Here is a 25,323-nt window from a genome sequence, read left to right on the forward strand (position 1 = left end):
CAAAAACCTGACTTACTTTAGTGTGAGACTCTTGATACTTTTGCTGCTCCCGACTTCATTCCGGAGAACAAGGTCAGGCCGCCACCGCATCAAGCGCCCACACTTATCGGCTGTAAATTTTTAAAGAGCAATTCGTCTTAATCGCTTCGTTTTCGTTCGCAGCGATCAGCGAAGGAGGCGAATTATGCGGGTCATTCCGGATATCGTCAAGCGTCTTTCGAATATTTATTTTTGGGGCCGCTACGCCGATTATGTGACGCGAAATTATCAAAGTCTGGCCGCCGGCGCAGATCATGCGATTGCTCGCCCCGGACGTTCGCTCGCAGACTGCCGCCTTGAGCTCAGCCTGCACGGCTTCGAAGCGAGACCGAGGGCGATTCGCCAAACGCCCGTTTGTATTCCATTGCGAACCGGCCCATATGAGCGAACCCCCATTTGAGCGCGACGTCCGTAACGGAAATCGGTTCAGCCGACGCGCCTCGCAGCTCATCGCGCACACGCTCCAGACGCAGTTGACGAACCCACGCCATCGGGCTCACGCCATGGCAATTGCGAAAGCCGGAAAACAGTGTACTTGCACTCACGCCGGCAAATTCGGCAAGCCGCTCGATCGTCAGTGGTTCATGCAGATGCGTCCGGACGTATTCCTCGACGCGCTTCACGTAGAAAGGCGCAAGCGGTGTGCGTGAGGGCCGTGCGCCGCTACGCGCCGTGTTGACCTGCCCATAGACGAGCGCATTGAGGACGGTAGATTCGAACTGCTCGTAGGCCAGTGGATGACGCAGCGGGTGCGCCGGATCGCTCAACGCATTCCCCAGCAAGGAGAGCAACGGCAACAGGCACCTGCCCGACGGCGACGTCAGGTCGAATGCGGGCTCGAACTCCACCACCCTGCGCTCTTCGGTGCCGAAATGACGCGCGCAGTGGTGTTCGATCGCTTCGCGCTCGATGCGCAGTACGACCTGGGGACAATCCATCCAGCGCATCCGCAAGGGCAGCGTCGGCGACACGAGCGACGCAACGTCCGGCGTCGAATCGAAACGATGGTCGCCGCATTCAACTTCAGCGCCGCCGCTCACGGGGATCTGCAGCAGGAAGAAACTGTCGAGACGTTCGGGATCGATCCTCACGTCGCCGCCATAGTGCAGCAGATTGAGCGAGAGACTCCCCTGCCTCGCGTGATACATGCGGCTCTGTAAGGATTGCGAAGCGCTTAGCAAAGCGAGCTTGTGAGGCTTGAACACGGAGCCGACACACTCGCGGACCTCGTCGAGGTCGCCCGATTCGAGCAACAAGGTACCGCTATTGAAGCAGGCCGCGCCGACCAGCGCATTCGCAGCGGGAAGAGGCTCCATAGCAGTTCTCCAATTACGTCCATCTGCACCTGAGCCGTGCACGATATTCCCCACTCCAGCAGCCGTTCGCAGGAAGCGGATAGCCGAGTGCGGATTCGGATAGTTTCCTTTCGGTGCGAAAGAAAGCAGCAAGAAACAGGCCATCTTCAGGTAGCTGCGTACTGTAGGCCCGCCACACGCCGGCAACCATCCTCAATTACCCGCGCCCCGTCTCCAGGGTTTTCCCTCGTTCCGCAGGTTTCCGGATTCCCCGGATAGCCGTTGCATGAAACGGATAGAGCCAGTCGTTTTGTCGCGCAACACTGGGGGCACTCGAGCTGCAACCCAACTGGAGAGCCTCCAATGAAAGGACGATACATCGACATTCCCGCCCCGGAAGGCGGCGCGTTCCGTGCCTATCTGGCGACGCCTGCAAGTGGCAGTGGTCCTGGCATCGTGCTGTGCCAGGAAATCTTCGGTGTCAACGCGACCATGCGCGACGTGGCCGACTACTACGCCGAAGAAGGCTATACCGTGCTGGTGCCTGACCTGTTCTGGCGCGTCGAACCGGGCATCGAACTCGGCTATACGGAAGCTGATTTTGCCCGCGCATTCGACCTCTACCAGCAATATGACGAGAACCAGGGCGTCGAAGATATCCGCGCAACGCTCGACGTCCTCCGGACATTGCCTGAATGCCAGGGCGAGATCGGTGCACTCGGTTTCTGCCTGGGCGGCAAACTGGCCTGGCTTGCGGCCTGCCGTCTGCCTGTGGCTTGCGCGGTCAGCTACTACGGCGTGGGCATCGAGCAAGCGCTGGAAGAAGCGGCCAACATCAAGGGGCGCGTGGTCCTCCACATCGCTGCACTCGATCGCTTCTGCCCACCCGAAGCGCAGCAGCAGATCGTGGCGGCGCTGGGCCACAAGGAGAACGTCGAGGTGTATGTCTATCCGGGCGTCGATCACGCGTTCGCCCGCAAAGGCGGCGACCACTTCGACAAGGCATCCGCGATGATGGCGCACGAGCGCGCCGTGGCCGCATTCCGCAAGACGATGGGCCCGCATTACGATTTGTCGGCACTGTGGGAAGAACACCTTGCCCAGGAGTTCGCGACACGCGACGTGGATGCCACGATGGCGACGATGGTGGCCGAGCCCTACGTCAACCATATTCCGACGCTCACGGGCGGCGTGGGCTACAAGGAATTGAAACGCTTCTATCGCCACCACTTCGTGCATGCCAATCCGCCTGACACCGCCATCACGCCGATCTCGCGCACCGTCGGTGCGACGCAGATCGTCGACGAGATGCTGTTCTGCTTCACGCACACCACGGAGATTGACTGGATGCTGCCCGGCATTGCGCCCACGGGAAAGCGCGTGGAGATTCCGCTGCTGGCCGTGGTGAAATTTCGCGGCAACAAGCTCTACCACGAGCACATTTACTGGGACCAGGCCAGCGTGCTGGTGCAAATCGGCCTGCTCGACCCAAGGGGGCTGCCAACTACAGGCGCCGATACCGCCCGCAAACTGCTCGACGAAACCCTCCCGTCGAACACGCTGATGCAGCGCTGGCAGGACAGCGTCCCCGCCAACGATGTCCACTGACCGCATGAACCTCTCAAGAACATGGAGCAAACCATCATGACCTCACTCGCAGGCAAGACCGCCATCGTGACGGGCGGCGCCACGCTGATCGGCGCGGCCGTCGCCCGGGATCTCGCTGCCGCCGGCGCCAGCGTCGCCGTGCTCGATATCGATGTGCAGAACGGCAGACGCGTGACAGAAGCGCTCGGCGCCAAGGGCGTCTTCATCGAAACGGACATCACCAGCGACAGCGCCCTGGAGCAGGCAGTTGCGAAAACCGCCCAGCAGTTCGGCGGAATCGACATCCTCGTCAATCTGGCCTGCAGCTATGTCGACAATGGCATTCAGGCAGGTCGCAATGACTGGCTTGCCGCGATGAACGTGAACGTGATCTCGGCGGTCATGCTGGTCAAGACCGTGCACCCGTATATGGTCAAGCGCGGCGGCGGCTCGATCGTCAACTTCAGCTCGATCTCAGCCGAGTGCGCGCAAACGGGGCGATGGCTTTACCCGACCTCGAAAGCCGCGCTCAAGGCGCTCACGCGCAACATGGCGATGGACCTCGCCCAGGACAGGATCCGCGTGAATTCGGTTTCGCCCGGCTGGACCTGGTCGCGCGTAATGGACGAACTCACGCATGGCGATCGCGCAAAGACTGACCGCGTGGCCGCGCCGTTTCATCTGCTTGGCCGAGTCGGCAACCCGGAGGAAGTCGCGCATGTCGTCACCTTCCTGTGCACCGATGCAGCGAGCTTCGTGACAGGCGCCGACTACGCCGTCGATGGCGGCTATTCGGCGATGGGTCCCGAACAGGCAGCGCCGGCCATTCCGAAGCTGGCTGAGTAAGGCCATACGGATTCTTTAACACTCTTCCCATTTTATCGACTTCGAGGTATCCGCCATGAGAAAGATTGCCATCGTCGGCGCCGGCCAGTCCGGCCTGCAACTGTCGCTCGCCCTGCTCGAACGGGACTATCAGGTCACGCTCCTGACCAATCGCGATGCCGGGCAGATCCGCACCGGCAAGGTCATGTCGAGCCAGTGCATGTTCAATACGTCGCTGCAGATCGAGCGCGACCTCGGCCTGAACTGGTGGGACGAGTTCTGCCCGCCCGTGGAAGGTATCGGCCTTGCGGTGCCGCATCCGGACGTGCCGGGCCGCAAGCTGATCGACTGGTCCGCGCGTCTGACGCATCCTGCGCAGTCGGTGGATCAGCGCGTCAAGATGTCGGCCTGGCTCGAAGCCGTCGGGCAGCGCGGCGCCGATGTGCGGATCTGCGACGTCGGCGTGCCCGAAATGGAAGCGCTCGCGAAAAGCCATGACCTCGTGCTGCTCGCGGCCGGCAAGGGCGAAATCGTCAACCTGCTGGGCCGCAACGCCGAACGTAGCCCGTTCGACAAGCCCCAGCGCGCGCTCGCATTGACCTACGTGAAAGGCATGACACCTTCAACGCCCTACTCGCGCGTGCGCTTCAACCTGATTCCCGGTGTGGGCGAGTACTTTGTGTTCCCCGCGCTGACTACGAGCGGCCCATGCGAAATCATGGTGTTCGAAGGCATTCCCGGCGGTCCGCTCGATTGTTGGGGCGATGTGAAGACACCGGAACAACATCTCGAGACGAGTCTGGCCTTTCTCCGCCAATACCTGCCGTGGGAGGCCGAGCGCTGCGCGAACGTAGAACTGACCGACCCCAACGGCGTGCTGACCGGCCGATTCGCGCCGACTGTACGCAATCCCTTCTTCAGGTTGCCTTCCGGCAAGAACGTGTTCGGCATGGCGGATGCGATCGTCGTGAACGATCCGATCACGGGTCAAGGGTCGAACAATGCCGCCAAGTGTACGAAGGTCTATCTCGACGCCATTCTCGAGCGCGGCAGCGCTGCCTTCAGCGAGGACTGGATGCAGCAGACGTTCGAGCGCTACTGGTCATATGCGCAAACAGTCGTCAAATGGACGAACTCACTGCTCACGCCACCGCCTCCGCACATTCTCGAGTTGCTCGGTGCAGCCGGACAGTTCCCTTCGCTGGCCTCGACGATCGCCAATGGTTTCGACGACCCGCGCACGTTCTCGCCATGGTGGTTCGATCCGGCTGCCTGCTCGGCGCTGATCGGCGAGCACGCTGCGCGCGCCGCGTAATCGACACAACCCGGAGAGAACTCATGTCCTGCACACACGAACCCACCGCCGCAAAACCCGATGACCTGCTCAATGCGATGCGGCAACTACGCAATGCCTTCGGCCAGTACCCAACGGGCGTCACCGTCATCACGGCTGCCGCACGGGACGGACGCAAGATCGGTCTGACCGCGAACTCGTTTGCGTCGCTCTCGCTCGATCCCCCGCTCGTGCTCTGGAGTATCGGCAAGACTTCGCCCAGTTGTCCGGACTTCGTGAGTGCCGGGCACTTCGCGATCAACGTGCTGGCCAAAGACCAGGTCGAACTGTCCCGCCATTTTTCGAAAGCGTCGCCCGACAAGTACGCTGGCGTGGCCTGCCGCGAAAGCATCGGCGGCACCATGGTGATCGAAGGCTGCAGCGCGCACTTCGTCTGTCGCAACCTGGCACAGCACGAAGGCGGCGATCACCTGATCTTTATCGGGCAGATCGAGCACTACGAGGCAGACGGCCATGCGCCGCTGGTCTTCCATTCGGGACAGTACGCCGCGGTCGCCGACAATACAGTCTTTTCATGATTCATTTACTTAGCATTCCTACCATAAAGGCAATCCCATGAAGCATTGTCTGTCCCGCGCGCTGCTTTTCTGCCTCGCTGCATGTGGCCTGATCTGCAACACGCCGGCAACCGCCAGCGACCTGCCCGACATCAACCTCGGCTTCACGAGCTTCCTCGATGGGGCGCCGCCGGCGGGATCCGGCTGGTATGCAACGCAATACCTCGAGTACTACACGGCGGACCGCATCAACGACAATGCCGGCAACAAGGTCCCTTTGCCCAAGCAGAACATCGATATCTTCGCGGGCCTGACGCAACTCGTTTATCAGTCGCCGTTCAAGATTGCCGGCGCGCATCCGGGCATAGACGTGATCCTGCCGTGGGTGGCGTCGGCGCACACCGACGACGGCATGGGCAACGTAGCGCTGAACGCACGCACCGGTTTCGGCGATTTGCTTGTCGGGCCGTTCATCCAGTTCGATCCGGTCATGGGTCCCGACGGGCCACGTTTTGCGCAGCGTTTCGAATTCCAGATCATTGCGCCAACGGGTGCCTACGACCCGAGCAAGGCGATCAACCCCGGCAGCGGCTTCTGGTCAATCGATCCGTACTGGGCAGCGACTGTCTGGCTCACGCCGAAGTGGACAGTTTCCTGGCGGCTGCACTATCTCTGGAACGCCACGAACAATCGGCCATATCAGGGCCTGGGAGCGGACGCGACATCATCGCAGGCGGGGCAGGCGCTGCACGCCAACCTCGCCACGGAGTACGAGGTGATGCCGGGATTGCGCATCGGCCTTAACGGTTACTGGCTGCGTCAGATCAGCGACATGAAAGTCAACGGCCAGGATGTGTCAGGGCAGCGTGAAGCCGTATGGGCGATCGGTCCGGGCGCGATGTATAGCTTCTCCCAGCACGACCACCTGATGTTCAATGCCTATTTCGAGGCGGACGCGCGCAACCGGCCTGAGGGAACGCGCGTGGTGCTGCGTTATGTGCATCACTTTCAGTGACTCGTTTCCGCGCTCACTTATCCCGGCCCGATGGTTTCAGCCGCTCCCCGCTACAGGCGCAATCACCGCTTGCCCTTCGCGATTCAGTGCAATCCACTCGCTGAAGAGTTTCATTTTTGGCTGATGCGCCACGCACTCGGGATAGACAAAGTAATAGCGGGCGCCCGTTTCGATCACCTTGTCGAACGGCATGACAAGGCGTCTCGCCGTGAGGTCGTCATCGACCAGCGTCCGGTCCCCGATGGCGATCCCGAAGCCCTGCATCGCCGCGTTTGTCGCCAGATCGAGCGTTTCGAAACTCGGACCGATGTTCGCGTCCACCTGAGTCGCGCCGACCTGGTCGAGCCATTGTTTCCAGTCCCGATGGTCTCGGGTCGGATGCAGCAGTGTGAATTGCGAGAGATCGTCAAACTGTGCGAGGGGCTTGCCGTTCAGCAGTTCCGGCGCGCAGACAGGCGTAATCTGCTCATCGAAAAGCGGCACCGCGTGAACATCGACGCCGGGCGACGAACCGTAAATGATCGCAGCATCGAAAGGCTCGACCTGGAAGTCGACGTCATGCTGCCAGGTTGTCGTGATCTGCACCAGCAAGTCGGGGTGCTCTGCCTGAAACCGCATGATTCTCGGCAACATCCAGCGCATGATGCAGGTCGGCACCTTCATGGCGAGATCCGTGCGCTGCCGCGTCAGGCGCAGCGAGATGTCTTCGATGCGCGCGAGCCCCTCCCTCACGACCGGTAACAGCATCTCGCCTTCCGCCGTCAAGGTCAGCCCTTTCTTGCCCCTTATAAAGAGCGGAAACTTGTAGTAATCCTCGAGGCTGAGAATCTGCCGGCTTACCGCACCCTGCGTGATACACAGTTGTTCCGCAGCGCGAGTGAAGCTGCGGTGGCGGGCAGCCACTTCAAATACCTGAAGTGCGTTGAGCGGAGGAAGGCGTCGCATGGGGTTCGGGTGTCCGGTTTGGCGGGCGTGTCCTAGTGCAGGATTTTCGAAAGGAAATCCTTCGCGCGACTGGACTTCGGCTGCGCAAAGAATGCCTCCTTGAGATCGTCTTCGACGATACACCCCTGGTCCATGAAGATCACGCGGTTTGCCACCTTCTTTGCGAAGCCCATCTCATGCGTGACGCACATCATCGTCATGCCTTCCTGAGCGAGTTCGACCATCACGTCCAGCACCTCGTTGATCATCTCCGGGTCGAGTGCGGAAGTCGGCTCGTCGAACAGCATCGCAATCGGGTCCATCGACAGTGCACGGGCAATCGCGACACGCTGCTGCTGGCCGCCGGAGAGTTGACCGGGATACTTGTCCGCGTGGGCGCGCAAACCGACGCGATGCAGCAGCCCCAGTGCCTTTTGAGCCGCCTCGTCCTTGCGCCGACCCAGCACCTTCACTTGTGCGAGCGTAAGGTTCTCGGTAATCGACATATGCGGGAACAGTTCGAAATGCTGAAAAACCATTCCCACTTTCGAGCGCAGCTTCGACAGGTTGGTCTTCCTGTCGCCAACCGACTCGCCGTTGATCCGTATCTCGCCGCCCTGGAACGGCTCGAGACCATTGACCGTCTTGATGAGCGTCGATTTTCCCGATCCGGACGGCCCGCACACCACGACGACTTCGCCCTTTTTCACTTCCGTCGTGCACTCGGTGAGCACCTGGAACTGGCCGTACCACTTCGATACGTTGCTAATGGAAATCATGTCAAAACCTGCTTCTGAAATGAGTTGAGGTTCATGCGATCAGCGGTGACGGCTGCGCTGGTAGCGCCCTTCGAGCACACGCGCATACCACGTGAGCGGAAAGCACATCGCGAAGTACAGCAGCGCGACCATTGCGTAGATCGGGAACGGACGAAACACGGCGTTGGTGATCATGGTTCCTGTCTTGGTCAGTTCGGTCAGGCCAATGATCGACGTGAGCGCCGTACTCTTCACGACCTGCACGAGAAAACCGACCGTCGGCGGCACGGCGATCTTCCATGCCTGCGGCCAGACGATGTAACGCAGTTGCTGAGGCCATGTCATGCCGAGGCTCGCCGCGGCGCTCCATTGCCCTCGTGGCACGGCTTCGACACACCCACGCCAGATGTCGGCCAGATAAGCGCTCGTATAGAGAGTCAGCGTCACCGTAGCGGCCAGCCACGGCGAGACTTCTACGCCCACGAGCGGCAACCCGAAGAATGCGAGAAAAAGCTGCATCAGGAGCGGCGTGCCTTGAAACAGCTCGACGTACAGGATCGCGATGCGACGCAACCAGGCCAGAGGCGACACACGCATCGCCAGCAGCACGAGGCCCGCCACGCCGCCGCCGACGAATGCGCAAAGCGAAAGCAGAACGGTCCAGCGTGCGGCGAGCAGCAGGTTGCGCGCAATATCCCAGAGAGTGAACTCGACCATTACGAACGCTCCTTAGGAAGGCCGGATGCCGCCATGCGAACGCGACCGGAGAACCACGAACGCAGGCGCATGCGTGACGCGCTGTCGCCGCGTGCTGTGCGCCCGGCAAAAAGGCCCTTACCAAGCCGGTTGACAAGCAGCCGCAGCACGATCGACAGCAGGAGATAGATCACAGTGACGATCACGTAGCTTTCGAACGAGCGGAAGTTACGCGACTGGATGAAGTTGGCTGCATAAGTCAGGTCTGGCACGGAAATCTGCGAAACGACCGCCGAGCCGAGCATCACGATCAGCACCTGCCCCAGCAGCGCCGGAAATACGTTGGCGAGCGCCTGCGGTAGCACGACGAAGCGAAACACCTGCCTGCCCTGAAGCCCGAGCGCCATCGCCGCCTGACGCTGGCCGCGAGGAATCGAGTCGATGCCGGCGCGCACGATCTCGGTTGCGTACGCGCCGAGATTGACGGTCATTGCCAATACCGCCGCCTGCATCTCGTTGATCTGCACGCCCAGACCCGGCAGCCCGAAGAACACGAAAAAGAGCTGCACGAGAAAGGGCGTATTGCGGATCAGCTCGACGTAGGACGCCACCAGTGCGCGCACCCACCTCGGCCCCGCGACGGCAAGGCTCGCGCCGGCGATCCCGAGCGCGCCACCCAGCACGGTGGAAACCGCCGTGAGGCCTAGCGTCACCTCCACACCGCGCGCGAGCATGCCCGCGTACAGACCGAAGCCACTAAAGTCGAATGTATAAGTCATCGCTGCGCCGTCTATCGTTCAGGTAAGCGGAAGCCGGAGCGAATCAAAGACTGGCCGGCAGAGGCGCGCGCAGCCACTTGAGCGAGATCGCGTTCATTGAGCCGTCCTTCTTCGCGGCCGCGATGGCATCGTCGACCTTCTGCATGAGGCGCGGCTCGTTCTTGTTCAGACCAACATGATCCGGAGAACTGAACAAGGAGAACTTCTGCTCCGGATCGTTGGCAGGATGACGGGCCATGATCGTCGCGCCAACATCGTTGCCGACCACGAGCAGTTGCGCCTGACCGGACAGGAACGCCGAAATCGCGCCATTGGGATCGTCGAAACGCTTGATAACCGCAGAAGGCGGCGCCACCTTGGACACACTCAGATCTTCGAGCGTGCCGCGCGCCACGGCAACCGTCTTGCCGGCCAGGTCGCCCGCATTCTTCACCGCCAGCGATTTCGGCCCGAATACCGCGAGATAGTACGGCGCATACGGCTGCGAGAAGTCGATGACTTTCGCGCGCTCAGGCGTCTGGCCAACCGAGAGCAGCATGTCTGCCTTGTGATCCGCGAGATACGCCATGCGGTTGTCGCCCGTCACCTGCACGAGTTCGACCTTTGCGTTCAACGCCTTGCCGATCAGATTGGCCACGTCGATGTCGTAGCCCTGCGGTTTCATGTCCGGCCCGATCGATCCGAACGGCGGATAGTCCTCGAATACGCCGACACGCACCACGCCCGATTTCGCAATCGTGTCGAGCGCATCGGCATGTGCGAGCGGGGCGAATGCGCTGAGGCCAGTCATGCCGGCAAACGCGAAAGCAGCGATAGTGCGAGCCGCAAGGCGCTGCACGGAACTCGTGGTGACGATAGTGGTGTTCATGACAGGTGGCTCCTTCGAACTGCTTCGTGTGGGGGTAAAAAATTTCAATGCGAGATTTCAGTGCGCGGTGTGCGCCGGAATCAGCCTGCACGCGTGGGCCGGCATCTCTGCAAGCACCGGACGCCCCACTTCGAGGTCGGGCGTCTCGCGTGGCGTCGTGGCGGCGGTGAGCGTGAAGCCGTCGCAATCGATCGTCGCTTCGATCTGCGCGCCCACGTCGCGGACGAACGTGACCTTGCCGGCGACGACGTTCGGCCCCGGATTCGCAGACATGGCTCGTACACACACGTCTTCCGGCCGAATGAGCAGGCGGATGTCGCCTGCACGCTCCGGCATGCACATGGTCGTATTCACGGCAATCCGCTGCCCGCCCGGCAGCGCGATGCCGTCGTCGCCTTCGCGGGTCACGGGCAAAATGTTGCCGAGGCCGATAAAGTCCGCCACGAATTCGTTCACGGGATCGCGGTAAATATCGAGCGGCCTGCCGACTTGGGCGATGCGCCCTTTCTGCATCACCACGATCTCGTCCGCCATCGTCATCGCCTCGCGCTGGTCATGCGTGACCATGATCGTCGTGATGCCGAGCCGCTGTTGCAGCAGCCGGATCTCGACCTGCATCGCTTCGCGCAGCTTCGCGTCGAGCGCCGAGAGCGGTTCGTCGAGCAGCAGCAACTTCGGCGACGAAGCAATCGCACGAGCGATCGCCACACGCTGACGTTGCCCGCCGGAGAGTTGCGTCACCGGCCGGTTAGCCATATGCGGAAGCTGGATCAGTTCAAGCAGTTCGGCCACGCGCTTTGCTTGCGCACTCTTGTCGACGCCGCGCAAGCGCAGCGGATAGGCGACATTCTCGGCAACGGTCATATGCGGGAACAGCGCGAGCGACTGAAACACCATGCCGAAGTCTCGCCGGTTGGCCGGCACATGTGTCAGGTCGCGGCCCGCAAACATCACCGAGCCGGACGTGGGCGTCTCCAGGCCCGCGATGATGCGCAGCAGGGTCGTCTTGCCGCAACCCGAAGGCCCGAGAAAACACACGAGCTTTCCGTCCGGGACGTTGAGATCGACGTGGTCGACAGCGAACGCGTTGTGAAAGCGCTTGGTGACGGCCTGCAATGACAGATGGGTCATGAGAGTTCCTTTGTGCCCAGGGATCGCGAGAGAAGCGGCAATCAAAGCGCCACGCCTTCGTCGCCGACGAGCTTTTCGAGCAGCCAGATCAAGGCAAAGTCGATCAGGACGATGAAGACCGCGAACGAAAACACCGTTGGGTCGAGCGACGAAACCGTGCGGCTGTAAAGCCAGACAGGCAGCGTCATCGTGTTGATGCCGTAGAGGAAGAACGTCACCGTGAATTCGTTAAACGAAATGATGAACGCAAACAGCATGCCGGCGAGAATTCCGGGACGCATGAGCGGCAGCACGACGTCGACGAGCGCACGCCGCGGGCTCGCGCCCATCACGCAGGCCGCTTCCTCGAACTCCGGTCCGATCGACGCAACCGATGCGGCGCAGTTCTTTACCGTGAACGGCAGCGCAAGGATCACGTGCGCAATGATGAGCCGCCCCATGCCCAACTCCACCGGCAAGACGTTGAATACAAGCAGCAGCGAAAGCCCCAGCATCACGAGCGGATACACCAGCGGCAGCGCGACCAGTTGCTCGATCACGGCCTTGCCGCGAAAGCGGTAACGCGACAGCGCATAGGCAGCGGGCACGGAAACGGCAGTGGCGATGAACATCGTCGAAACCGCGACGATGAGGCTCGTCGAGAGCGCAGTGCCCATGGACAGCACGTCGCTCGCATCGGGCGACACGAAGGTGTGCCATGCGGCCCGATACCAGTGAAAGCCGAAACTCTGCGGCGGAAATTCGAGCGTGTCGGAATTGCCGAACGACATCGTGATCATCGTCAGGATCGGCAGCGCGGCGAGAAAGAGGACGATCGCCGCCAGCAGGCCGGTCACGCGGCTGAGTCGACCGGGCATCGTCAGGGGGATACGCAGGGCGTTCATGAGCGGGTCTCCGCGTGGCGTTGCAGGTTGCGCACCAGTCGTTGCGAGATCGCCATCACCGCAAGCGTCGCGGCCATCAGAACGACACCCGAAGCGGATGCGGCGGGCCAGTTCAGCAGCGGCGCCACCTGGTCGTGCACCAGCACGGCGAGCATCGGCACCCGGCGGCCGCCCAGCAGCAATGGCACGGCGAATGCGCTGGCGTTGTACGCGAACACGAGCAACGCACCTGAGACGATGCCAGGCATCGCCAGCGGCAGCATGACGTGGCGCAGCGTTTGCCACCGGCTCGCGCCGAGGGTAGCCGCCGCTTCCTCGTACGAGCGCGAGACCGCGCGCATTGCACTGGAGATCGGCAGAACGGCGAGCGGAAACGCCGTTTGTATCAGTCCGAGCAGCACACCATTCTCGCGATACAGCCACATCACGGGGCGCTGGATCAGTCCCGTGCTCATGAGCGCGTGATTGACGAGTCCAGCGGGCCCCAGCATCACGAGCCACCCATAGCCCTGCAGCAGCAGGTTGACCAGCAGCGGCAGGAGCACGCCGGCGAGCAGGAGGCGCCGTGCTGTGCGCGACTGAGTACGCGCCATTGCGAGCGCGACGGGAATCGCCAGCACGACAGCGACGATCATGCTCTGGAAGGCAAGCCGCAAGGTCAGCCAGAGCGAGCGCAGGAAGTAGGCGTCCCCAAGGTCCACGTAATTCTGCAGGGTGAAGGCATGCCACTCGTTGCCTGGGACTCCGAAGCTCATCCGCAGAACCGCAAGTGCCGCCGCGATCAGCACGGCGAGAAACGCGAGGATCGGCGCAAGGAGCAGCAATGGCGGCACGCGCGGCAGCGTCGTGGCAGTGCTGTCTTGCGCCGGCGACTCCCCGGCGGTTGCCCGCGCGCCCGCACGGCGTGAAGAGAGTGCTGACATGGCGCTCACGCGGAAAAGATCTCGGTAAAACGCTTGATCCACGCAGGCTGCAACGCGGCGAGCGCCTTGTCGTCGTGAAGCACGGCCTTCTCGGCGATCTGCTGCGGCGACGGTACGAAGGCGCGGCTCTCTGCAGGAATGATCGCGCGGGAGTTCACGGGACCGTTGAGCACGTCGGCAGCCATGCGGCCCTGCACACCAGAATCGAGAGAATGGTTGATGAACGCGTGGATGAGATCGCTATCGCCGGGATGCGACTTCGGAATCACCGTAAACATCAACTGGGTCGCGAAGCCCTCTTTCATGCCGTAGGTCACGGCCATCTTGTACTCGGGCTTGCGGATCTGCTCCGGGAAGAATGCCGGCGCATAGATGCCGCCAATATCGAGCGAGCCGGTGCGAAACAGATCGGCGACCTGGTTCGGGTTTTCGCCGAGCGTCAGCACGCGGTCCTTCAACTGGGCGAGCTTTTTGAAGCCCGGATCGATATTCTGCTGGGAGCCGCCAGCCATCTTCGCCGCGATGATCGCCAGGTCAACCGCTTCTGCCCACTCGGGCGGCGGCAGGAACAGGCGGCCCGCATACTTCGGATCCCAAAGTGCTTCGTACGTCGAGGGCGCGGTTTTCACAGTGGACGTGTTGTAGATAAGACCGTCCGACCACAGCAGGTAGCCGACACCGAAACCGTTGGCGCCTGTCCGGTATTGCGGCGCGACGTCCTTCAGGTTGGGCAGCTTGTTCAGGTCCGGCTTCATCAGCAGACCTGCATCGGCAAGACCCGAAGCGCCGACCCCGGCAAGCGTGATCACGTCGTAGGTCGGCCGGTCGCCGGCCGCCTTGAGCTTCGCGACCATGCCGGACGTGCCATCTGCGCGGTCGGCAATCACCTGCGCGCCGGTCTTCTGGCTGAACGTAGCGGCGATGTTGCGCAGGGCCGCCGCGCCGGTATCGTCGGACCAGGTGAGCAGCCGCAGGGTCTTGCCCGCGTAGCTCTTCTCCTGTGCCCTGGCAGTACTGATGAATGGCATGGGCAACGCCGATGCCGCCATAGCCGTGCCGATTGCCTTAATGGCCTGCCTTCTCCCCAGCTTGATCCCCTGCATGGTCATCTCCTGATCGAATCGTACGGCCGCGGCCTGAAGCGCGCTGCCATCACCAAAAATCACGCAAACGTGCGCCGTGAATTGACTCTACGTGCGTCAAAAACCTGCAACAAACGAAATCTCTGCATGCGCGCCATGACAAATACTCATGCGCCGCGAGCGCATTCCGGACCGGCGGCGCCCCCGGTAGACATGAGGATCTGCTTGATTTCCTGGAAGGCCGCGAGCCCGAACGGACCCAGTTCGCGCCCAATGCTGCTGCGCTTGTAACCTCCCCATGAGGTCTGAGGAAAGATCGCCTGCGGCGCGTTGATCCACACAACGCCCGCTTCCAGTTCGTCCGCCACCCGCCTGCCCCGCCCTGCGTCGCGCGTGACGACCGTGGCGACCAGGCCGAACTCGGTATCGTTGGCGGCACCGACGGCCTCGTCTTCGGTATCGAAACTGCGCATGCACAGCACGGGACCGAAGACTTCTTCGCGCCACAGCGGGCTTTCGGTTGGCATATCGACGAATATCGTCGGTCTTACGAAGTAGCCGGGACCGGCTGGCGCCTCGCCTTCGATCACGAGCCGCGCGCCATCGGCCTTGCCGCGCGCGATGTACCGCTGCACGCGTTCGTACTGCGCGCGGTTGGTGAGAGGCCCCATCTGTACGCCGGGCTTGAATGGATCGCCCACGACCATGCGCGTTGCGCGGTCTGCGAGACGCGCGGCCAACGCGTCCGCTATCGATCGCTCGACCAGCACACGCGAAGTGGCCGAGCACATCTGGCCGGCATTGAAGAACGCGCCGCCTGCAACCAGGTCGGTGGCGAGATCGAGATCCGCATCGGCGAACACGATGATGGAGGACTTCCCGCCCAGCTCCAGACTCACGCCCTTGATCGTATCCGCCGCGGTTTTCATGACCTGAGCGCCTACCGCAGTGCTCCCGGTGAAGGACACCTTCGCGACAAGCGGGTGTGCGGCAAGCGGCGCCCCCACTTCGGTGCCCGTGCCCGTCACGACGTTGAGCACGCCTCTCGGCACGCCGGCATCCGCGATGATCGCCGCGAGTTCCAGCTCGGGCAGCGGCGTTATCTCGGAAGGCTTGAGAATGACCGTGCAGCCCGCCGCAAGCGCAGGTGCGAGCTTCCACGCCGTCGTGACCATCGGGAAGTTCCACGGCACGATCAGTGCGACGACGCCTGCTGGTTCGCGCCGGATGGTCGCCCGATACTCGTCGCTGGGAATTGCCACCGCGGACTCGCCGACGTCGTCCAGCTGCTCAGCCAGACCCGCGTAGTACTCGAACGTGGCGACGACGTCACTCACGTCGATTCGCGCTTCGTCCAGCGGTTTGCCGTTGTTGAGCGACTGGAGCGCCGCCAGGTGCTCGCGCCGGCTGTGCACGCCGCGAGCAATCGCTCGAAGCAACATGGCGCGTTGCGCGCCTGTGGTCTTTTTCCAGGTGCGGAAGGCCTGTGCGGCGGCACGTACCGCGCAATCGACATCGGCTGCGTTGCCGGCCTCGACCTCCACAATCGTTTCTTCGGTCGATGGATTGACCACCGGCAAGCGCTGTCCGCACTCACCTGCGCACCAGAACCCATCGATAAGGAGCTGCGTTCGCAGCGCAGCGCCAGACTCGAGCCATTCATGCTGTTTCATGCTGGCACCCGCGCAAACCAGTCGGCTTCGTTCACTTCGATGACGGTGGGGACATCGCGCGACATTGCCTGTTGCAACTGTTCAGCAAGTGCATCGGGTGTATCCACGCGAGAAGCCACGCAACCGAAACCGCGTGCCAGCGCGAGAAAGTCGGGCGTGTGAATATCGACGCCGACCGGCACGATGTCGCGCGCCGTCATGTAGCGGCGTATCTCGCCGTAGCCAAAGTTGTTCCATAAGAGAACCACAATGGGCACTCTGGCTTCAACTGCGCTGGCGAGTTCCGGCAGCGTGAACTGCAGGCCGCCGTCGCCGATCAGGCAAACCACGGGGCGATCGGGCGCGGCAAGCTTCGCGCCAACCGCCGCGGGCAGCCCATAGCCCAGCGTGCCGTAGCCGGTCGACGAGTTGAACCACGAACGCGGCTCCGGTGCGTCGTGCACGAAGTTGCCCGCATACACGGGGCTGGTCGAGTCGCCCGCGATGATGACGCGGGGCAACGCGGCAGTGACCGTAGCGACAAGGCGTCTCTGCGAGCGCGTCGGCGCGTCGTAGCTTGCCTCCACGGCCTGCCTCGCGAGCGCAACCCGCTGCGCGCCCCAGTCGCGCTGGCGCGGCGGCATGATGCGCTCGTGCAGCCGCGTCGACAGGCTGCCGAGCGCCTGCCGCGAATCGGCAACGACGGCCACGTCGGGATTGAAGTTGCGCATCAGTTGCGGCGCGTCGATGTCGATGCGGATCAGCCGGCCATCGATCGAAAAGCCGCCGTCGAACACCACGTCATAGTCGGTTTCGCCCAGCTCGGTGCCGACCGCGAGCACGACGTCCGCTTCGCGCACGAGCGCGCGCGTGGGCGGCAGCGATTGCGTCGAGCCAATCAGCAGCGGGTGCCCCTGGGGCAGCAATCCCTTGGCGTTGATCGTCAGCGCAACCGGCGCTTGCAGGCACTCGGCGAGCTCCTGCAGTTCGGTCGCGGCGTGCTGCGCGCCGCCACCGGCGAGAATCAGCGGCCGTCGCGCCGTGGCGAGCAACTCCGACGCCGTTTCGAGGGACCCCGGGCATCCTGCCGGCTTCGCTGGCAGCGCCGCGGGCGTCAGGTTCATGCCACGAGCCGGCGCGACGATCACGTCCAGTGGAATCTCAATGTGCACGGGTCGCGGCCGCGCTCCGCCGAAAACGGCAAACGCGCGGGCCAGCACCTGAGGCAATTCCGCCGCATCGAGCAGCGTATGCGAGAACGCCGTGAGCCCTGCGAACACGTTGCGCTGCGACGGCAGCTCGTGAAGGCGTCCGTCTCCGCTACCGAGTTCGCGGCGTGCATTGACGCTCGATATCACCAGCATCGGAATGGAGTCGGCATAAGCCTGCGCCATCGCGGTCGCAATGTTGGTCATGCCCGGCCCGGTGATGATGAAGCACACGCCAGGTTTCCCGGTCACGCGTGCATAGCCGTCGGCCATGAAGCCCGCGCCCTGCTCATGGCGCGGCGTGACGTGGCGAATGGACGATGCAGCGAGACCCCGATACAGCTCGACCGTATGCACGCCCGGAATCCCGAAAACGTACTGGACACCATATCCTTCAAGCAGGGTGACGAGCGCCTCTCCGCAAGTCAGGCGGCTTGTATCTGGCCATTCGCTTGGCCTCGCGCCGGCTTCCTCGAAGCGGGCGGTGAATTCCGGATAGTTCATGGATTGTCGCTTTCCTGGTTGGTACCGCCAGATGCGGATGCGGGTCGAGTCGCCCTAGCCGCATCTGCGTCGTTGTCCAAACCATTCTCGGCGGTGCCATGCGGCACGGACAATCGATAAGTTTTCATGAGGTGCATGAGCTTCTTGCATAACCAGGGGCCTGTGGAGCGCAAGGGTTTACGCCAGTTCATGACCGGTGGACATGCGTCACATGAAAATTTATCGATTGTTCGTGTCCCGCTGTCGCGCGGAGAATGCCTTCATCGAATGCGACAGGAGACATGATGGCTACCGAATTCTTCCAGCCTCTGAGCGGCAACGCGATGCCTCGCTGCGGTGGGATCGCGACGATGATGAGACTGCCCAACGTGCTGAATGCCGAAGGGCTCGATGCGTGCTTCGTCGGTGTGCCTTTCGATCTGGGCACATCGAACCGCACCGGCGCGCGCTTCGGGCCGCGCCAGATTCGCGCAGAATCTGCGTTGCTGCGCCCGTACAACATGGCGACACGCGCTGCGCCGTTCGATTCGCTGCGTGTCGCGGATATCGGCGACATCGCGATCAATCCATACAACCTGCTCGATTCGATCGCCCGGATCGAAGCTGCCTACGACGCCATCCTGCGGCACGGCGCAATGCCGATCACACTAGGCGGAGACCACACGATCACGCTGCCAATTCTGCGTGCCATTCATGGCAAGCACGGCAAGGTCGGCCTGATTCACGTTGACGCGCACGCGGACGTCAACGACACGATGATGGGCGAGAAGATTGCGCACGGCACACCGTTTCGCCGTGCAGTCGAAGAAGGCCTGCTTGACTGCCAGCGTGTGGTGCAGATCGGTCTGCGCGGCACGGGCTACGCCGCCGAAGATTTCGACTGGTGTCGCGAGCAGGGTTTTCGCGTGGTACAGGCCGAGGAATGCTGGAACCGCTCGCTCGAACCGCTGATGGCAGAGGTGCGCGAGCGCGTGGGAGGTGGGCCGGTGTATCTGAGTTTCGATATCGACGGTATCGACCCAGCATACGCACCCGGTACCGGCACGCCGGAGATCGCAGGCTTGACGGTGCCGCAGGCGCTCGAAATCGTTCGCGGCGCATGGGGGCTCGATCTGGTGGGTGCTGATGTAGTGGAAGTCGCGCCGCCGTACGATCCGTTCGGCACCACCGCGCTGCTTGGCGCCAATATCGCCTACGAAATGCTGTGCGTGCTCCCTGGCGTAAAGCGCCGCGCCTGATCGCGGGTGCAACACCAGCTTCCCGCGGAGTATCGCCAGGTTCGCGCAGTGGATAGGTAGTCGTGAACGGCAAACAATAACTATACTGATATTTGTCTGACGAGATGGGCTCGTCCTGCTGGTTTGAGCAAGGCATGCCTCGCCGCCCGGATGGCGTTATCCACCCTGCCTCGTCATTCACACGGGGGGTGATCATGGCTTCGGTTCACAACGTGCCACACTGGCCATCGAGGCGGGGCTCGCAACGCGTCGGGCGCACGGCAACGGCTACGCGGATTCCGTCGGCAACCGAGCTTCGGCGCCACGACGAGACTCTGACGAGCCGAAAGACCGCCCCGGCCTGTCATCGCATTCTCGTCATCGACGACGACGCGGCGCTTGCACAGGATCTTCGCAAGCTGCTTGCTGGCCCGCCAGAAGGCAAAACCGTGTCTGCGGCGGTTCAGCCCCGCTTGTCTGGTGGCACGGGGGTCGCGCACACGGCGTTCCAGATCGAGGCCGCGCGATCGGGCAGCGACGCGTTCACGCGGGCCGTGCGTGCGATTGCCCATGCACGGCCTTATGCGATGGTGTTCGTGAGCGCACGCAGGTTGCCCGGAGGGGACGTCGTCCGGACCGTCGGGCGGCTCTGGCGTGCCGATGCGCATTTGCAGTTCGCTCTCGTGGGCGCACACGCCTTCGTCGCCCGGGAGTTCCTGGCCAGACGACTCGGATCAGCAGATCGTCTGCTCGCTCTGGGCGAGCCGTTGAGCACAACAGCCATCCGTCACATTGAAGGCGTGCTGGCTGCGAAGTGGCGCACCGGCGCCCCCGCCGCTTCCTGGATTGACCCCGTCGAGCAGTGGGCCGACGCACTCGACGAGGCGAACATCCTCTCGGTCAACGGACCGGTTGTGTTTTACCGCCTGCGTGGAGAGCCTGCACTGCCGCTCCTCGAAATCTCGCACGACATCGTCCGATTCGGGCACGATCGCGACGCCGTGCTGGCCTCGCCTGCCGGACTACCAGGGCTGGTTGACCCACGCGACTGGCCGGAAGTCGAGGCTGTCATGGCGCGCGTACTGGACAGGCGTGTCACACAGGCAACCGTCGAGTTCCGCTTGCGCACGGGCGACGGTCACTGCCGTTGGGTCGAGAACCGGTTCATCCCGGTGCGTGACGTCGACGGTCGGCTCATCGAGGTGGAAGGGCTCATGCTCGACCTGACTGGAAAGCGGGCGGCGGAAGCGAGCGTCGTATCGCTTGCAGGCACCGATGTGCTTACCGGGCTGATAGACGGGGTGGCCTTCACGCACCGGGTGCGCCATGCGATGGCGGCTGCCGGGCGTGGCGCAATACCATTTGCAGTCCTGCATTTGGGCCTCGATCATTTCGGGTCCGTCAATGACACGCTCGGCCGGCCGGTCGGCGACCGGCTGCTGCAAGAGGTCGCGAAGCGCCTGACCGCCTGCGCGGGCGAACGGGATCTGGTGGCGCGGGTCGGTGGCGACGAATTTGCCGTGTTGCAAGCCGAGGCGTCCGAGCCCGTCGATGCAGGCGTCCTCGCGCAGAGAATCCGCACGGCGCTGGCGGCGGCCTGGTACTTCGGCGGCAGCGAGGTCCGCATGACCGCCAGTATTGGTGTATGTCCGTACGTGCATGGCAGCGGCGGTGCGCAGGAACTGCTCGGGCTGGCTGATCTGGCGCTCCAGCGTGCCCGGCGTACGGGCGGCAACCGGTACTGCTTCCCTACGCGGGAGCTTGATGAGACCGTGCGCGAACGGATGACGCTCGCCGAAGAATTCTGCGGTGCGGCGGATCGTGGCGAGTTGGAACTGCACTATCAGCCCGAAGTGGAGTTGTCTTCAGGAAACATCATCGGGATGGAGGCTCTGGTGCGCTGGCATCACCCGACGCGCGGCGAGTTTGCTCCGGACGACTTCATGCCGGTCGCTGAGCAGGCCGGCCACATGGCGACGCTCGGCCACTGGGTGCTGGAGCAGGCATGCCGCCAGATGAGGGCATGGCGCGACGAAGGAATCGCCCCGCTGATGGTCACGGTCAACCTGTCCTGGTGCGAACTCCTCAGAGGGGAGGCTTTCGTTCGCGACGTGGCCGGCACCATCGCGAAATGGCGGCTGGCCGCATCCGATCTGGAGTTTGACGTAACGGAGGCAACCCTGACCCGTCTCACGTGGGCGCACAACGACGTGCTGAGCGCGCTGCGCAAACTAGGCGTGAAGATCGCCATCGACGGTTTCGGCGACGAATTCGCGACCTTCGACTATGCCCGCAAATGTGAGGTGAACCATTTGAAGATCGCCCGATCCGTCGTCCAGCGGCTCGCCAGTGATCCTGCAGGGGCGGCGACGATCCAGGCCATTGTCAACCTCGCGCGCGAAGCCGGCATGGGCGTCATTGCGCAGGGGGTGGAGACCGAGCAGCAGCGTCTGTTCCTCGCCGACACCAATCGGGCGACGAAGGCACAAGGCTTTCACTTCAGCCGGGCGGTGAGCGGTGCGCAAGCCGGTGCGCTGCTGCGGCAGGGGCACATAACGGGATCATCGCGACGGTGAAATGACGCCTTCGCCCATTTCGGTCCAGCTGAGACAATCGTCTGTTCTTTGGCGTGGTGGCGTCACACCTCCTTCTACCTTTCCGGAAGAAAAAGGCGGTGACTTCCCGAGCGTCACAGACTTCAGTTCTACGAATCAACGATCGTGATCCTCATTCTTGCGCACTCCAAAACCCGAGGCCCGAGCGACAAAAATGAGTGCTCGCAGTCCTAACGTCTGGGTCCTTTCATCCACTCCGACTCCATCGCCGCGTTTTGCTCCTCATTCGCCTCGATGGGGTCAATCTCCTCGTCGACCAATCCCGTCGCACGTTCGGCGGCTCCTTTCATTTCGGCCGCTGCCGGATCAACATCACCGTTGTCGTCAACTGGGGGCTGCAGCATATCCCTGAGCATCGCGCGCAGTTCCGCCGTATCCCAGGGCAAACCGTGCTGCGTACGGACCTTGATATAGTGCCGCACTTCCGCGTCCTGCTCCGGCGTAAGCGGTAGCCCTCGGAAAGTGCTTTGGGGGTCAGAATTCATCATCTCCGCCTCCTGTATCCATCGCAAGTTACAGTGTATCCCCTCGCGAGTTCGGCAGTTACGATGCGTATCGGAAGTTGTCCAGCACATCACTACCCGTAGAGCACTTTAAATCTGTCTGCATGAAACTATCGATCAGCAATCCCTACTAGTGCACGCTCTCATCCAGCACAAGCAGATTGTCGTGCGAAAAGCCAAGAGCAACTGGCTGCCCGCGTTCGGGCAGGATCCGGTTCGGATCGTTGAAGACATCGAGGGTGACGATTGCGCTGCTAACCCGCGCGCGAATACGCACCACGGAACCGAGGAAGCTGATCTCTTCAACCGTCGCCGCCAGCGAGTTGCGGTCAGTCGATGGCGGCTCCAGCAGAATTGCCTCGGGACGCAACGCCAGCACACGCTCCTTGCCGGCATCGTCCGATGGGAGCGGCCGCGATGTCACCAGTTCCTGACCGTCAACGGCAATGCGCCCCGTTGCAGGATCGATCACACGCCCGGCCAGGATATTGAGCGTTCCCACGAACGTCGCAACGAAGCGTGTACGCGGAAAATTGTATATATCGAGCGGCGCACCCACTTGCTCGACACGCCCGTCGTTCATTACGACGATGCGGTCCGACATCGACAACGCTTCTTCCTGATCGTGCGTGACGAAGATCGACGTGATGCCAAGTTCACGCTGCAGTGCCCGTATATCTTCGCGCAACGAGACGCGAATTTTTGCGTCGAGCGCGGAAAGCGGTTCGTCGAGCAGCAGCACTTGAGGCTTGCTTGCGAGCGCACGGGCCAGGGCCACACGCTGTTGCTGCCCACCGGACAATTGCCACGGATAGCGCCCGGCGAGATGCGGCAGCTTGATGAGTTCCAGCATCTCTGCAACACGCCCGCTCATCTCCTTCTCCGAACGCTTTGCGACCTTCAACGCGAAGCCGATGTTCTGCGCCACCGTCATGTTCGGAAACAACGCATAGGACTGGAACACCATGCCGACGGCGCGATCGCGCGTGCGCACACGCGTGACGTCACGACCATTCAGGCGGATCGCGCCGCGCGTGGGCGTTTCGAATCCGGCGATCATGCGCAGTACAGTCGTCTTACCGCAGCCCGACGGGCCGAGAAAGGTGATGAATTCGCCTTGCGCGATGTTCATGTCGAACTGATGCACCGCAACATTCGCCCCAAACGCCTTGTGGAGATTGTCGATCTCGAGAAATGCCATGGGTCGCGGCCTCACCGGCTCAAGTTTTATGGCCGGCCAGCGCGCGCGCCGAGCCGAACACCTGGATCAATCCCATCGATGCCCACGTGACAATGAAGGCGATGATCGCCAGCGCCGAGGGCTCGTAAGCGCGGTTCGCGCCGATCAGTTGCAAATACGGTCCAAACGCCGGGCGATCCAGCAGGCTCGCGATCGTGAATTCGCCGATCACCACGGCGAACGTCAGGAACGCGCCAGACAGAATTCCCGAGCGCACGTTCGGGAAAATCACGCGGAAAAGGATCGTCGTCCAGCCCGCGCCGAGACACTCGGCGGCCTCGGTCAGCGAGCGCACATCAACGGCGCGCATACCCGCATCGACGGCGCGGTACATATAAGGCAGCGATAGCGTGACGTAACCGAATACGAGTAGCAGATCGGTCGCGCGTTCGTTACTGGTGAACGGCAAAATCGAACTGCTGCTGTAGATGCGCAGGTAGCCGAAGACGATCACGATGGCCGGTATCACGAGCGGCAGCAAGGTGATGAACTCCACGACCGGCCGAAGCTTCGGCAAGCGCAGTTGCACCCAATACGCCGTCGGCACGACGAGCAGTACGCCAATCACGATGGTGAGCAACCCCATCAATACCGAATAGCCGAACGAAGCCTGGAAATGGGGATCTCCCAGGACAACGCGATATGCATCGAAGCTGTACGTATCGCGACGCATCCGCAGACTGAACTCGAAGGTCGCGGCGAGCGGAATCAAAAAATACAGTGTGCCGATGATCACGGTGATCCAAGCGCCCGCGCGCGATTGCGATTGCGATTTCATCAGCGTCCCCTTTCGGCTCGCGCGCGCAACCAGATGTAGCCGCCGTTGGACAGGCCCGTGACTACGATCATGCCGAGCGCGAGGGCGTAACCGAGATTCTGGTTGTGCAGCACGTCGCCGCGAATCTGCGCAAAGAGCAGGATCGGAACGATGTTGAGGGAACTGCCGGTCAACGCGTAAGCCGTGGCGACCGCGCCGAACGAGTTGGCAAACAGCAGCAGGGCCGCACCCAGAAAGCTCGGCCAGAGGACCGGCAAACCGACGTAGCGCCAGTATTGCGCCGCCGTGCCGCCAAGGCAGTCGCACGCTTCGCGCCACTCGCGTTTCAGGCCATCGAGCGCCGGCGTGATGATGAGCACCATCAACGGAATCTGGAAGTAGAGGTACGTAATGGTTAGCCCGAGGAAGCTCAGAATGCTGAACCCGGTGGAATAGAGATTGAAGCCGAGATATTTCCGTGCGAGCACCGTCACGAGACCCACGCGCCCCAATGTACTGATGAACGCGAAGGCGAGCGGCACCCCCGCGAAGTTGGACGCGACGCCAGAAAAGGTCATGAGCGTTGGGCGAATCCACGTGGGTAACCGACCGTGCACCGCGGCCCACGCGAGCAGCGCGCCGAAGATGGCCCCGCCGGTCGCGGAGGCGACGCTCACCTTCACGCTGATCCAGTAGGCATCGAGTACGGCTGGTTCAAACAGCTCGCGAAGATTCGCCAGCGTGAAGTGCCCCTGCGCATCCTGAAACGCGCCGATCATCAGAAGAGCGGTGGGCAACAAAAGAAATAGCAGCGCGAATGCGAAAAACGGCACGACGCCCGCATAGGTCAGCCAGCTTGCACCGCCACTGTCGCGCACGGGACCGGATTTCGGCGCGGGCCCGGCAGGCGTCAGCAAGTCCGGGCCCGAGGCGTCTGGCTGCGGAGATGCGCTCATCCCGGCGGTCTCGC

23 protein-coding genes are annotated in these 25,323 nt (G+C 62.5%); 7 read left to right on the forward strand and 16 right to left on the reverse strand.

Features of this window, described 5'->3' with window-relative positions; translation table 11 throughout:
• Positions 1-341 precede the first annotated feature (341 nt).
• Positions 342-1,355, reverse strand: coding sequence for an AraC family transcriptional regulator (locus VSR72_RS41170; protein ID WP_342957968.1), 1,014 nt, complete (start codon positions 1,353-1,355; stop codon positions 342-344).
• Positions 1,356-1,697: 342 nt separating this feature from the next.
• Between VSR72_RS41170 and VSR72_RS41175 the strand changes: the two genes are divergently transcribed.
• From VSR72_RS41175 to VSR72_RS41195, 5 genes are read left to right on the forward strand one after another with little or no spacing between them, the layout of a single operon-like run.
• Positions 1,698-2,942: a dienelactone hydrolase family protein gene (locus VSR72_RS41175; protein ID WP_342957925.1), complete on the forward strand. Its 1,245-nt coding sequence runs from the start codon at positions 1,698-1,700 to the stop codon at positions 2,940-2,942.
• Between the two features lie 36 nt (positions 2,943-2,978).
• Positions 2,979-3,767 carry an SDR family oxidoreductase gene (locus VSR72_RS41180; RefSeq protein ID WP_342957926.1) on the forward strand — a complete coding sequence of 263 codons (789 nt, stop codon included), beginning with the start codon at positions 2,979-2,981 and terminating at the stop codon, positions 3,765-3,767.
• 55 nt (positions 3,768-3,822) lie between these two features.
• Positions 3,823-5,061 (forward strand): styrene monooxygenase/indole monooxygenase family protein, encoded by a 1,239-nt coding sequence (locus VSR72_RS41185; protein ID WP_342957927.1) that lies wholly within the window; start codon positions 3,823-3,825, stop codon positions 5,059-5,061.
• 23 nt (positions 5,062-5,084) lie between these two features.
• Complete coding sequence (locus tag VSR72_RS41190; RefSeq protein ID WP_342957928.1) at positions 5,085-5,618, forward strand: flavin reductase family protein; 534 nt, start codon at positions 5,085-5,087, stop codon at positions 5,616-5,618.
• Between the two features lie 37 nt (positions 5,619-5,655).
• On the forward strand, positions 5,656-6,612 hold the full coding sequence (locus VSR72_RS41195; protein WP_342957929.1) for a transporter: 957 nt from the start codon (positions 5,656-5,658) through the stop codon (positions 6,610-6,612).
• A gap of 36 nt (positions 6,613-6,648) precedes the next feature.
• Here the strand turns inward: VSR72_RS41195 and VSR72_RS41200 are convergent, their stop codons facing one another.
• The 11 genes from VSR72_RS41200 to VSR72_RS41250 form a co-directional block, all read right to left on the reverse strand.
• Positions 6,649-7,557 carry a LysR substrate-binding domain-containing protein gene (locus tag VSR72_RS41200; RefSeq protein WP_342957969.1) on the reverse strand — a complete coding sequence of 303 codons (909 nt, stop codon included), beginning with the start codon at positions 7,555-7,557 and terminating at the stop codon, positions 6,649-6,651.
• Positions 7,558-7,589: 32 nt separating this feature from the next.
• Positions 7,590-8,315: an amino acid ABC transporter ATP-binding protein gene (locus VSR72_RS41205; RefSeq protein ID WP_342957930.1), complete on the reverse strand. Its 726-nt coding sequence runs from the start codon at positions 8,313-8,315 to the stop codon at positions 7,590-7,592.
• A 39-nt stretch (positions 8,316-8,354) separates the two neighbouring features.
• The gene (locus VSR72_RS41210) at positions 8,355-9,011 is read right to left on the reverse strand and encodes an amino acid ABC transporter permease (RefSeq protein WP_342957931.1); all 657 of its coding nucleotides are present in this window, start codon (positions 9,009-9,011) and stop codon (positions 8,355-8,357) included.
• The gene (locus VSR72_RS41215; RefSeq protein ID WP_342957932.1) at positions 9,011-9,769 is read right to left on the reverse strand and encodes an amino acid ABC transporter permease; all 759 of its coding nucleotides are present in this window, start codon (positions 9,767-9,769) and stop codon (positions 9,011-9,013) included. The genes VSR72_RS41210 and VSR72_RS41215 overlap by 1 nt, the downstream gene beginning before the upstream one ends.
• 43 nt (positions 9,770-9,812) lie before the next feature.
• Positions 9,813-10,637: a transporter substrate-binding domain-containing protein gene (locus tag VSR72_RS41220; protein WP_342957933.1), complete on the reverse strand. Its 825-nt coding sequence runs from the start codon at positions 10,635-10,637 to the stop codon at positions 9,813-9,815.
• A 57-nt stretch (positions 10,638-10,694) separates the two neighbouring features.
• Positions 10,695-11,768 carry an ABC transporter ATP-binding protein gene (locus VSR72_RS41225; RefSeq protein ID WP_342957934.1) on the reverse strand — a complete coding sequence of 358 codons (1,074 nt, stop codon included), beginning with the start codon at positions 11,766-11,768 and terminating at the stop codon, positions 10,695-10,697.
• A gap of 41 nt (positions 11,769-11,809) precedes the next feature.
• Positions 11,810-12,652, reverse strand: a complete 843-nt coding sequence (locus VSR72_RS41230) for an ABC transporter permease (RefSeq protein ID WP_342957935.1) — start codon at positions 12,650-12,652, stop codon at positions 11,810-11,812.
• Positions 12,649-13,575, reverse strand: coding sequence for an ABC transporter permease (locus VSR72_RS41235; protein ID WP_342957936.1), 927 nt, complete (start codon positions 13,573-13,575; stop codon positions 12,649-12,651). The genes VSR72_RS41230 and VSR72_RS41235 overlap by 4 nt, the downstream gene beginning before the upstream one ends.
• A 5-nt stretch (positions 13,576-13,580) precedes the next feature.
• The gene (locus tag VSR72_RS41240) at positions 13,581-14,678 is read right to left on the reverse strand and encodes an extracellular solute-binding protein (RefSeq protein ID WP_342957937.1); all 1,098 of its coding nucleotides are present in this window, start codon (positions 14,676-14,678) and stop codon (positions 13,581-13,583) included.
• A 146-nt stretch (positions 14,679-14,824) separates the two neighbouring features.
• On the reverse strand, positions 14,825-16,330 hold the full coding sequence (locus VSR72_RS41245) for an aldehyde dehydrogenase family protein (RefSeq protein ID WP_342957938.1): 1,506 nt from the start codon (positions 16,328-16,330) through the stop codon (positions 14,825-14,827).
• A complete protein-coding gene (locus VSR72_RS41250) occupies positions 16,327-18,021 on the reverse strand; it encodes a 5-guanidino-2-oxopentanoate decarboxylase (protein WP_342957939.1) in 1,695 nt (564 codons plus the stop codon). Before VSR72_RS41250 ends, VSR72_RS41245 begins: the two co-directional genes overlap by 4 nt.
• Positions 18,022-18,305: 284 nt before the next feature.
• On the opposite strand from VSR72_RS41250, the gene speB reads away from it, so the two are divergent.
• Entirely contained in the window at positions 18,306-19,259 is a 954-nt protein-coding gene (gene speB, locus VSR72_RS41255; RefSeq protein ID WP_342957970.1) for an agmatinase, read from the forward strand.
• A 194-nt stretch (positions 19,260-19,453) separates the two neighbouring features.
• Positions 19,454-21,814 (forward strand): EAL domain-containing protein, encoded by a 2,361-nt coding sequence (locus VSR72_RS41260; protein ID WP_342957940.1) that lies wholly within the window; start codon positions 19,454-19,456, stop codon positions 21,812-21,814.
• A gap of 209 nt (positions 21,815-22,023) precedes the next feature.
• Here the strand turns inward: VSR72_RS41260 and VSR72_RS41265 are convergent, their stop codons facing one another.
• From VSR72_RS41265 to VSR72_RS41280, 4 genes are all read right to left on the reverse strand, one after another.
• On the reverse strand, positions 22,024-22,341 hold the full coding sequence (locus tag VSR72_RS41265; protein ID WP_342957941.1) for a hypothetical protein: 318 nt from the start codon (positions 22,339-22,341) through the stop codon (positions 22,024-22,026).
• Positions 22,342-22,486: 145 nt separating this feature from the next.
• Complete coding sequence (locus VSR72_RS41270; protein ID WP_342957942.1) at positions 22,487-23,557, reverse strand: ABC transporter ATP-binding protein; 1,071 nt, start codon at positions 23,555-23,557, stop codon at positions 22,487-22,489.
• 19 nt (positions 23,558-23,576) lie between these two features.
• Positions 23,577-24,374 carry an ABC transporter permease gene (locus VSR72_RS41275; protein ID WP_342957943.1) on the reverse strand — a complete coding sequence of 266 codons (798 nt, stop codon included), beginning with the start codon at positions 24,372-24,374 and terminating at the stop codon, positions 23,577-23,579.
• Complete coding sequence (locus VSR72_RS41280) at positions 24,374-25,309, reverse strand: ABC transporter permease subunit (RefSeq protein WP_342957944.1); 936 nt, start codon at positions 25,307-25,309, stop codon at positions 24,374-24,376. Before VSR72_RS41280 ends, VSR72_RS41275 begins: the two co-directional genes overlap by 1 nt.
• Positions 25,310-25,323: the final 14 nt, after the last annotated feature.

Origin of the sequence: Paraburkholderia sp. JHI869 (assembly GCF_038900775.1) — a bacterium.
GTDB lineage: Bacteria > Pseudomonadota > Gammaproteobacteria > Burkholderiales > Burkholderiaceae > Paraburkholderia.

Excerpts from the sequence above, each read along its gene's own strand:
- VSR72_RS41260 (WP_342957940.1), top strand. The coding sequence starts at position 19,454 with ATGGCTTCGGTTCACAACGTGCCACACTGGCCATCGAGGCGGGGCTCG.
- speB (WP_342957970.1), top strand. The coding sequence starts at position 18,306 with ATGGCTACCGAATTCTTCCAGCCTCTGAGCGGCAACGCGATGCCTCGC.
- VSR72_RS41275 (WP_342957943.1), bottom strand. The coding sequence starts at position 24,374 with ATGAAATCGCAATCGCAATCGCGCGCGGGCGCTTGGATCACCGTGATC.
- VSR72_RS41205 (WP_342957930.1), bottom strand. The coding sequence starts at position 8,315 with ATGATTTCCATTAGCAACGTATCGAAGTGGTACGGCCAGTTCCAGGTG.
- VSR72_RS41245 (WP_342957938.1), bottom strand. The coding sequence starts at position 16,330 with ATGAAACAGCATGAATGGCTCGAGTCTGGCGCTGCGCTGCGAACGCAG.
- VSR72_RS41265 (WP_342957941.1), bottom strand. The coding sequence starts at position 22,341 with ATGATGAATTCTGACCCCCAAAGCACTTTCCGAGGGCTACCGCTTACG.
- VSR72_RS41185 (WP_342957927.1), top strand. The coding sequence starts at position 3,823 with ATGAGAAAGATTGCCATCGTCGGCGCCGGCCAGTCCGGCCTGCAACTG.
- VSR72_RS41175 (WP_342957925.1), top strand. The coding sequence starts at position 1,698 with ATGAAAGGACGATACATCGACATTCCCGCCCCGGAAGGCGGCGCGTTC.
- VSR72_RS41220 (WP_342957933.1), bottom strand. The coding sequence starts at position 10,637 with ATGAACACCACTATCGTCACCACGAGTTCCGTGCAGCGCCTTGCGGCT.
- VSR72_RS41250 (WP_342957939.1), bottom strand. The coding sequence starts at position 18,021 with ATGAACTATCCGGAATTCACCGCCCGCTTCGAGGAAGCCGGCGCGAGG.
- VSR72_RS41210 (WP_342957931.1), bottom strand. The coding sequence starts at position 9,011 with ATGGTCGAGTTCACTCTCTGGGATATTGCGCGCAACCTGCTGCTCGCC.
- VSR72_RS41200 (WP_342957969.1), bottom strand. The coding sequence starts at position 7,557 with ATGCGACGCCTTCCTCCGCTCAACGCACTTCAGGTATTTGAAGTGGCT.
- VSR72_RS41195 (WP_342957929.1), top strand. The coding sequence starts at position 5,656 with ATGAAGCATTGTCTGTCCCGCGCGCTGCTTTTCTGCCTCGCTGCATGT.
- VSR72_RS41225 (WP_342957934.1), bottom strand. The coding sequence starts at position 11,768 with ATGACCCATCTGTCATTGCAGGCCGTCACCAAGCGCTTTCACAACGCG.
- VSR72_RS41170 (WP_342957968.1), bottom strand. The coding sequence starts at position 1,355 with ATGGAGCCTCTTCCCGCTGCGAATGCGCTGGTCGGCGCGGCCTGCTTC.
- VSR72_RS41235 (WP_342957936.1), bottom strand. The coding sequence starts at position 13,575 with ATGTCAGCACTCTCTTCACGCCGTGCGGGCGCGCGGGCAACCGCCGGG.
- VSR72_RS41190 (WP_342957928.1), top strand. The coding sequence starts at position 5,085 with ATGTCCTGCACACACGAACCCACCGCCGCAAAACCCGATGACCTGCTC.
- VSR72_RS41270 (WP_342957942.1), bottom strand. The coding sequence starts at position 23,557 with ATGGCATTTCTCGAGATCGACAATCTCCACAAGGCGTTTGGGGCGAAT.
- VSR72_RS41215 (WP_342957932.1), bottom strand. The coding sequence starts at position 9,769 with ATGACTTATACATTCGACTTTAGTGGCTTCGGTCTGTACGCGGGCATG.
- VSR72_RS41240 (WP_342957937.1), bottom strand. The coding sequence starts at position 14,678 with ATGCAGGGGATCAAGCTGGGGAGAAGGCAGGCCATTAAGGCAATCGGC.
- VSR72_RS41230 (WP_342957935.1), bottom strand. The coding sequence starts at position 12,652 with ATGAACGCCCTGCGTATCCCCCTGACGATGCCCGGTCGACTCAGCCGC.
- VSR72_RS41180 (WP_342957926.1), top strand. The coding sequence starts at position 2,979 with ATGACCTCACTCGCAGGCAAGACCGCCATCGTGACGGGCGGCGCCACG.
- VSR72_RS41280 (WP_342957944.1), bottom strand. The coding sequence starts at position 25,309 with ATGAGCGCATCTCCGCAGCCAGACGCCTCGGGCCCGGACTTGCTGACG.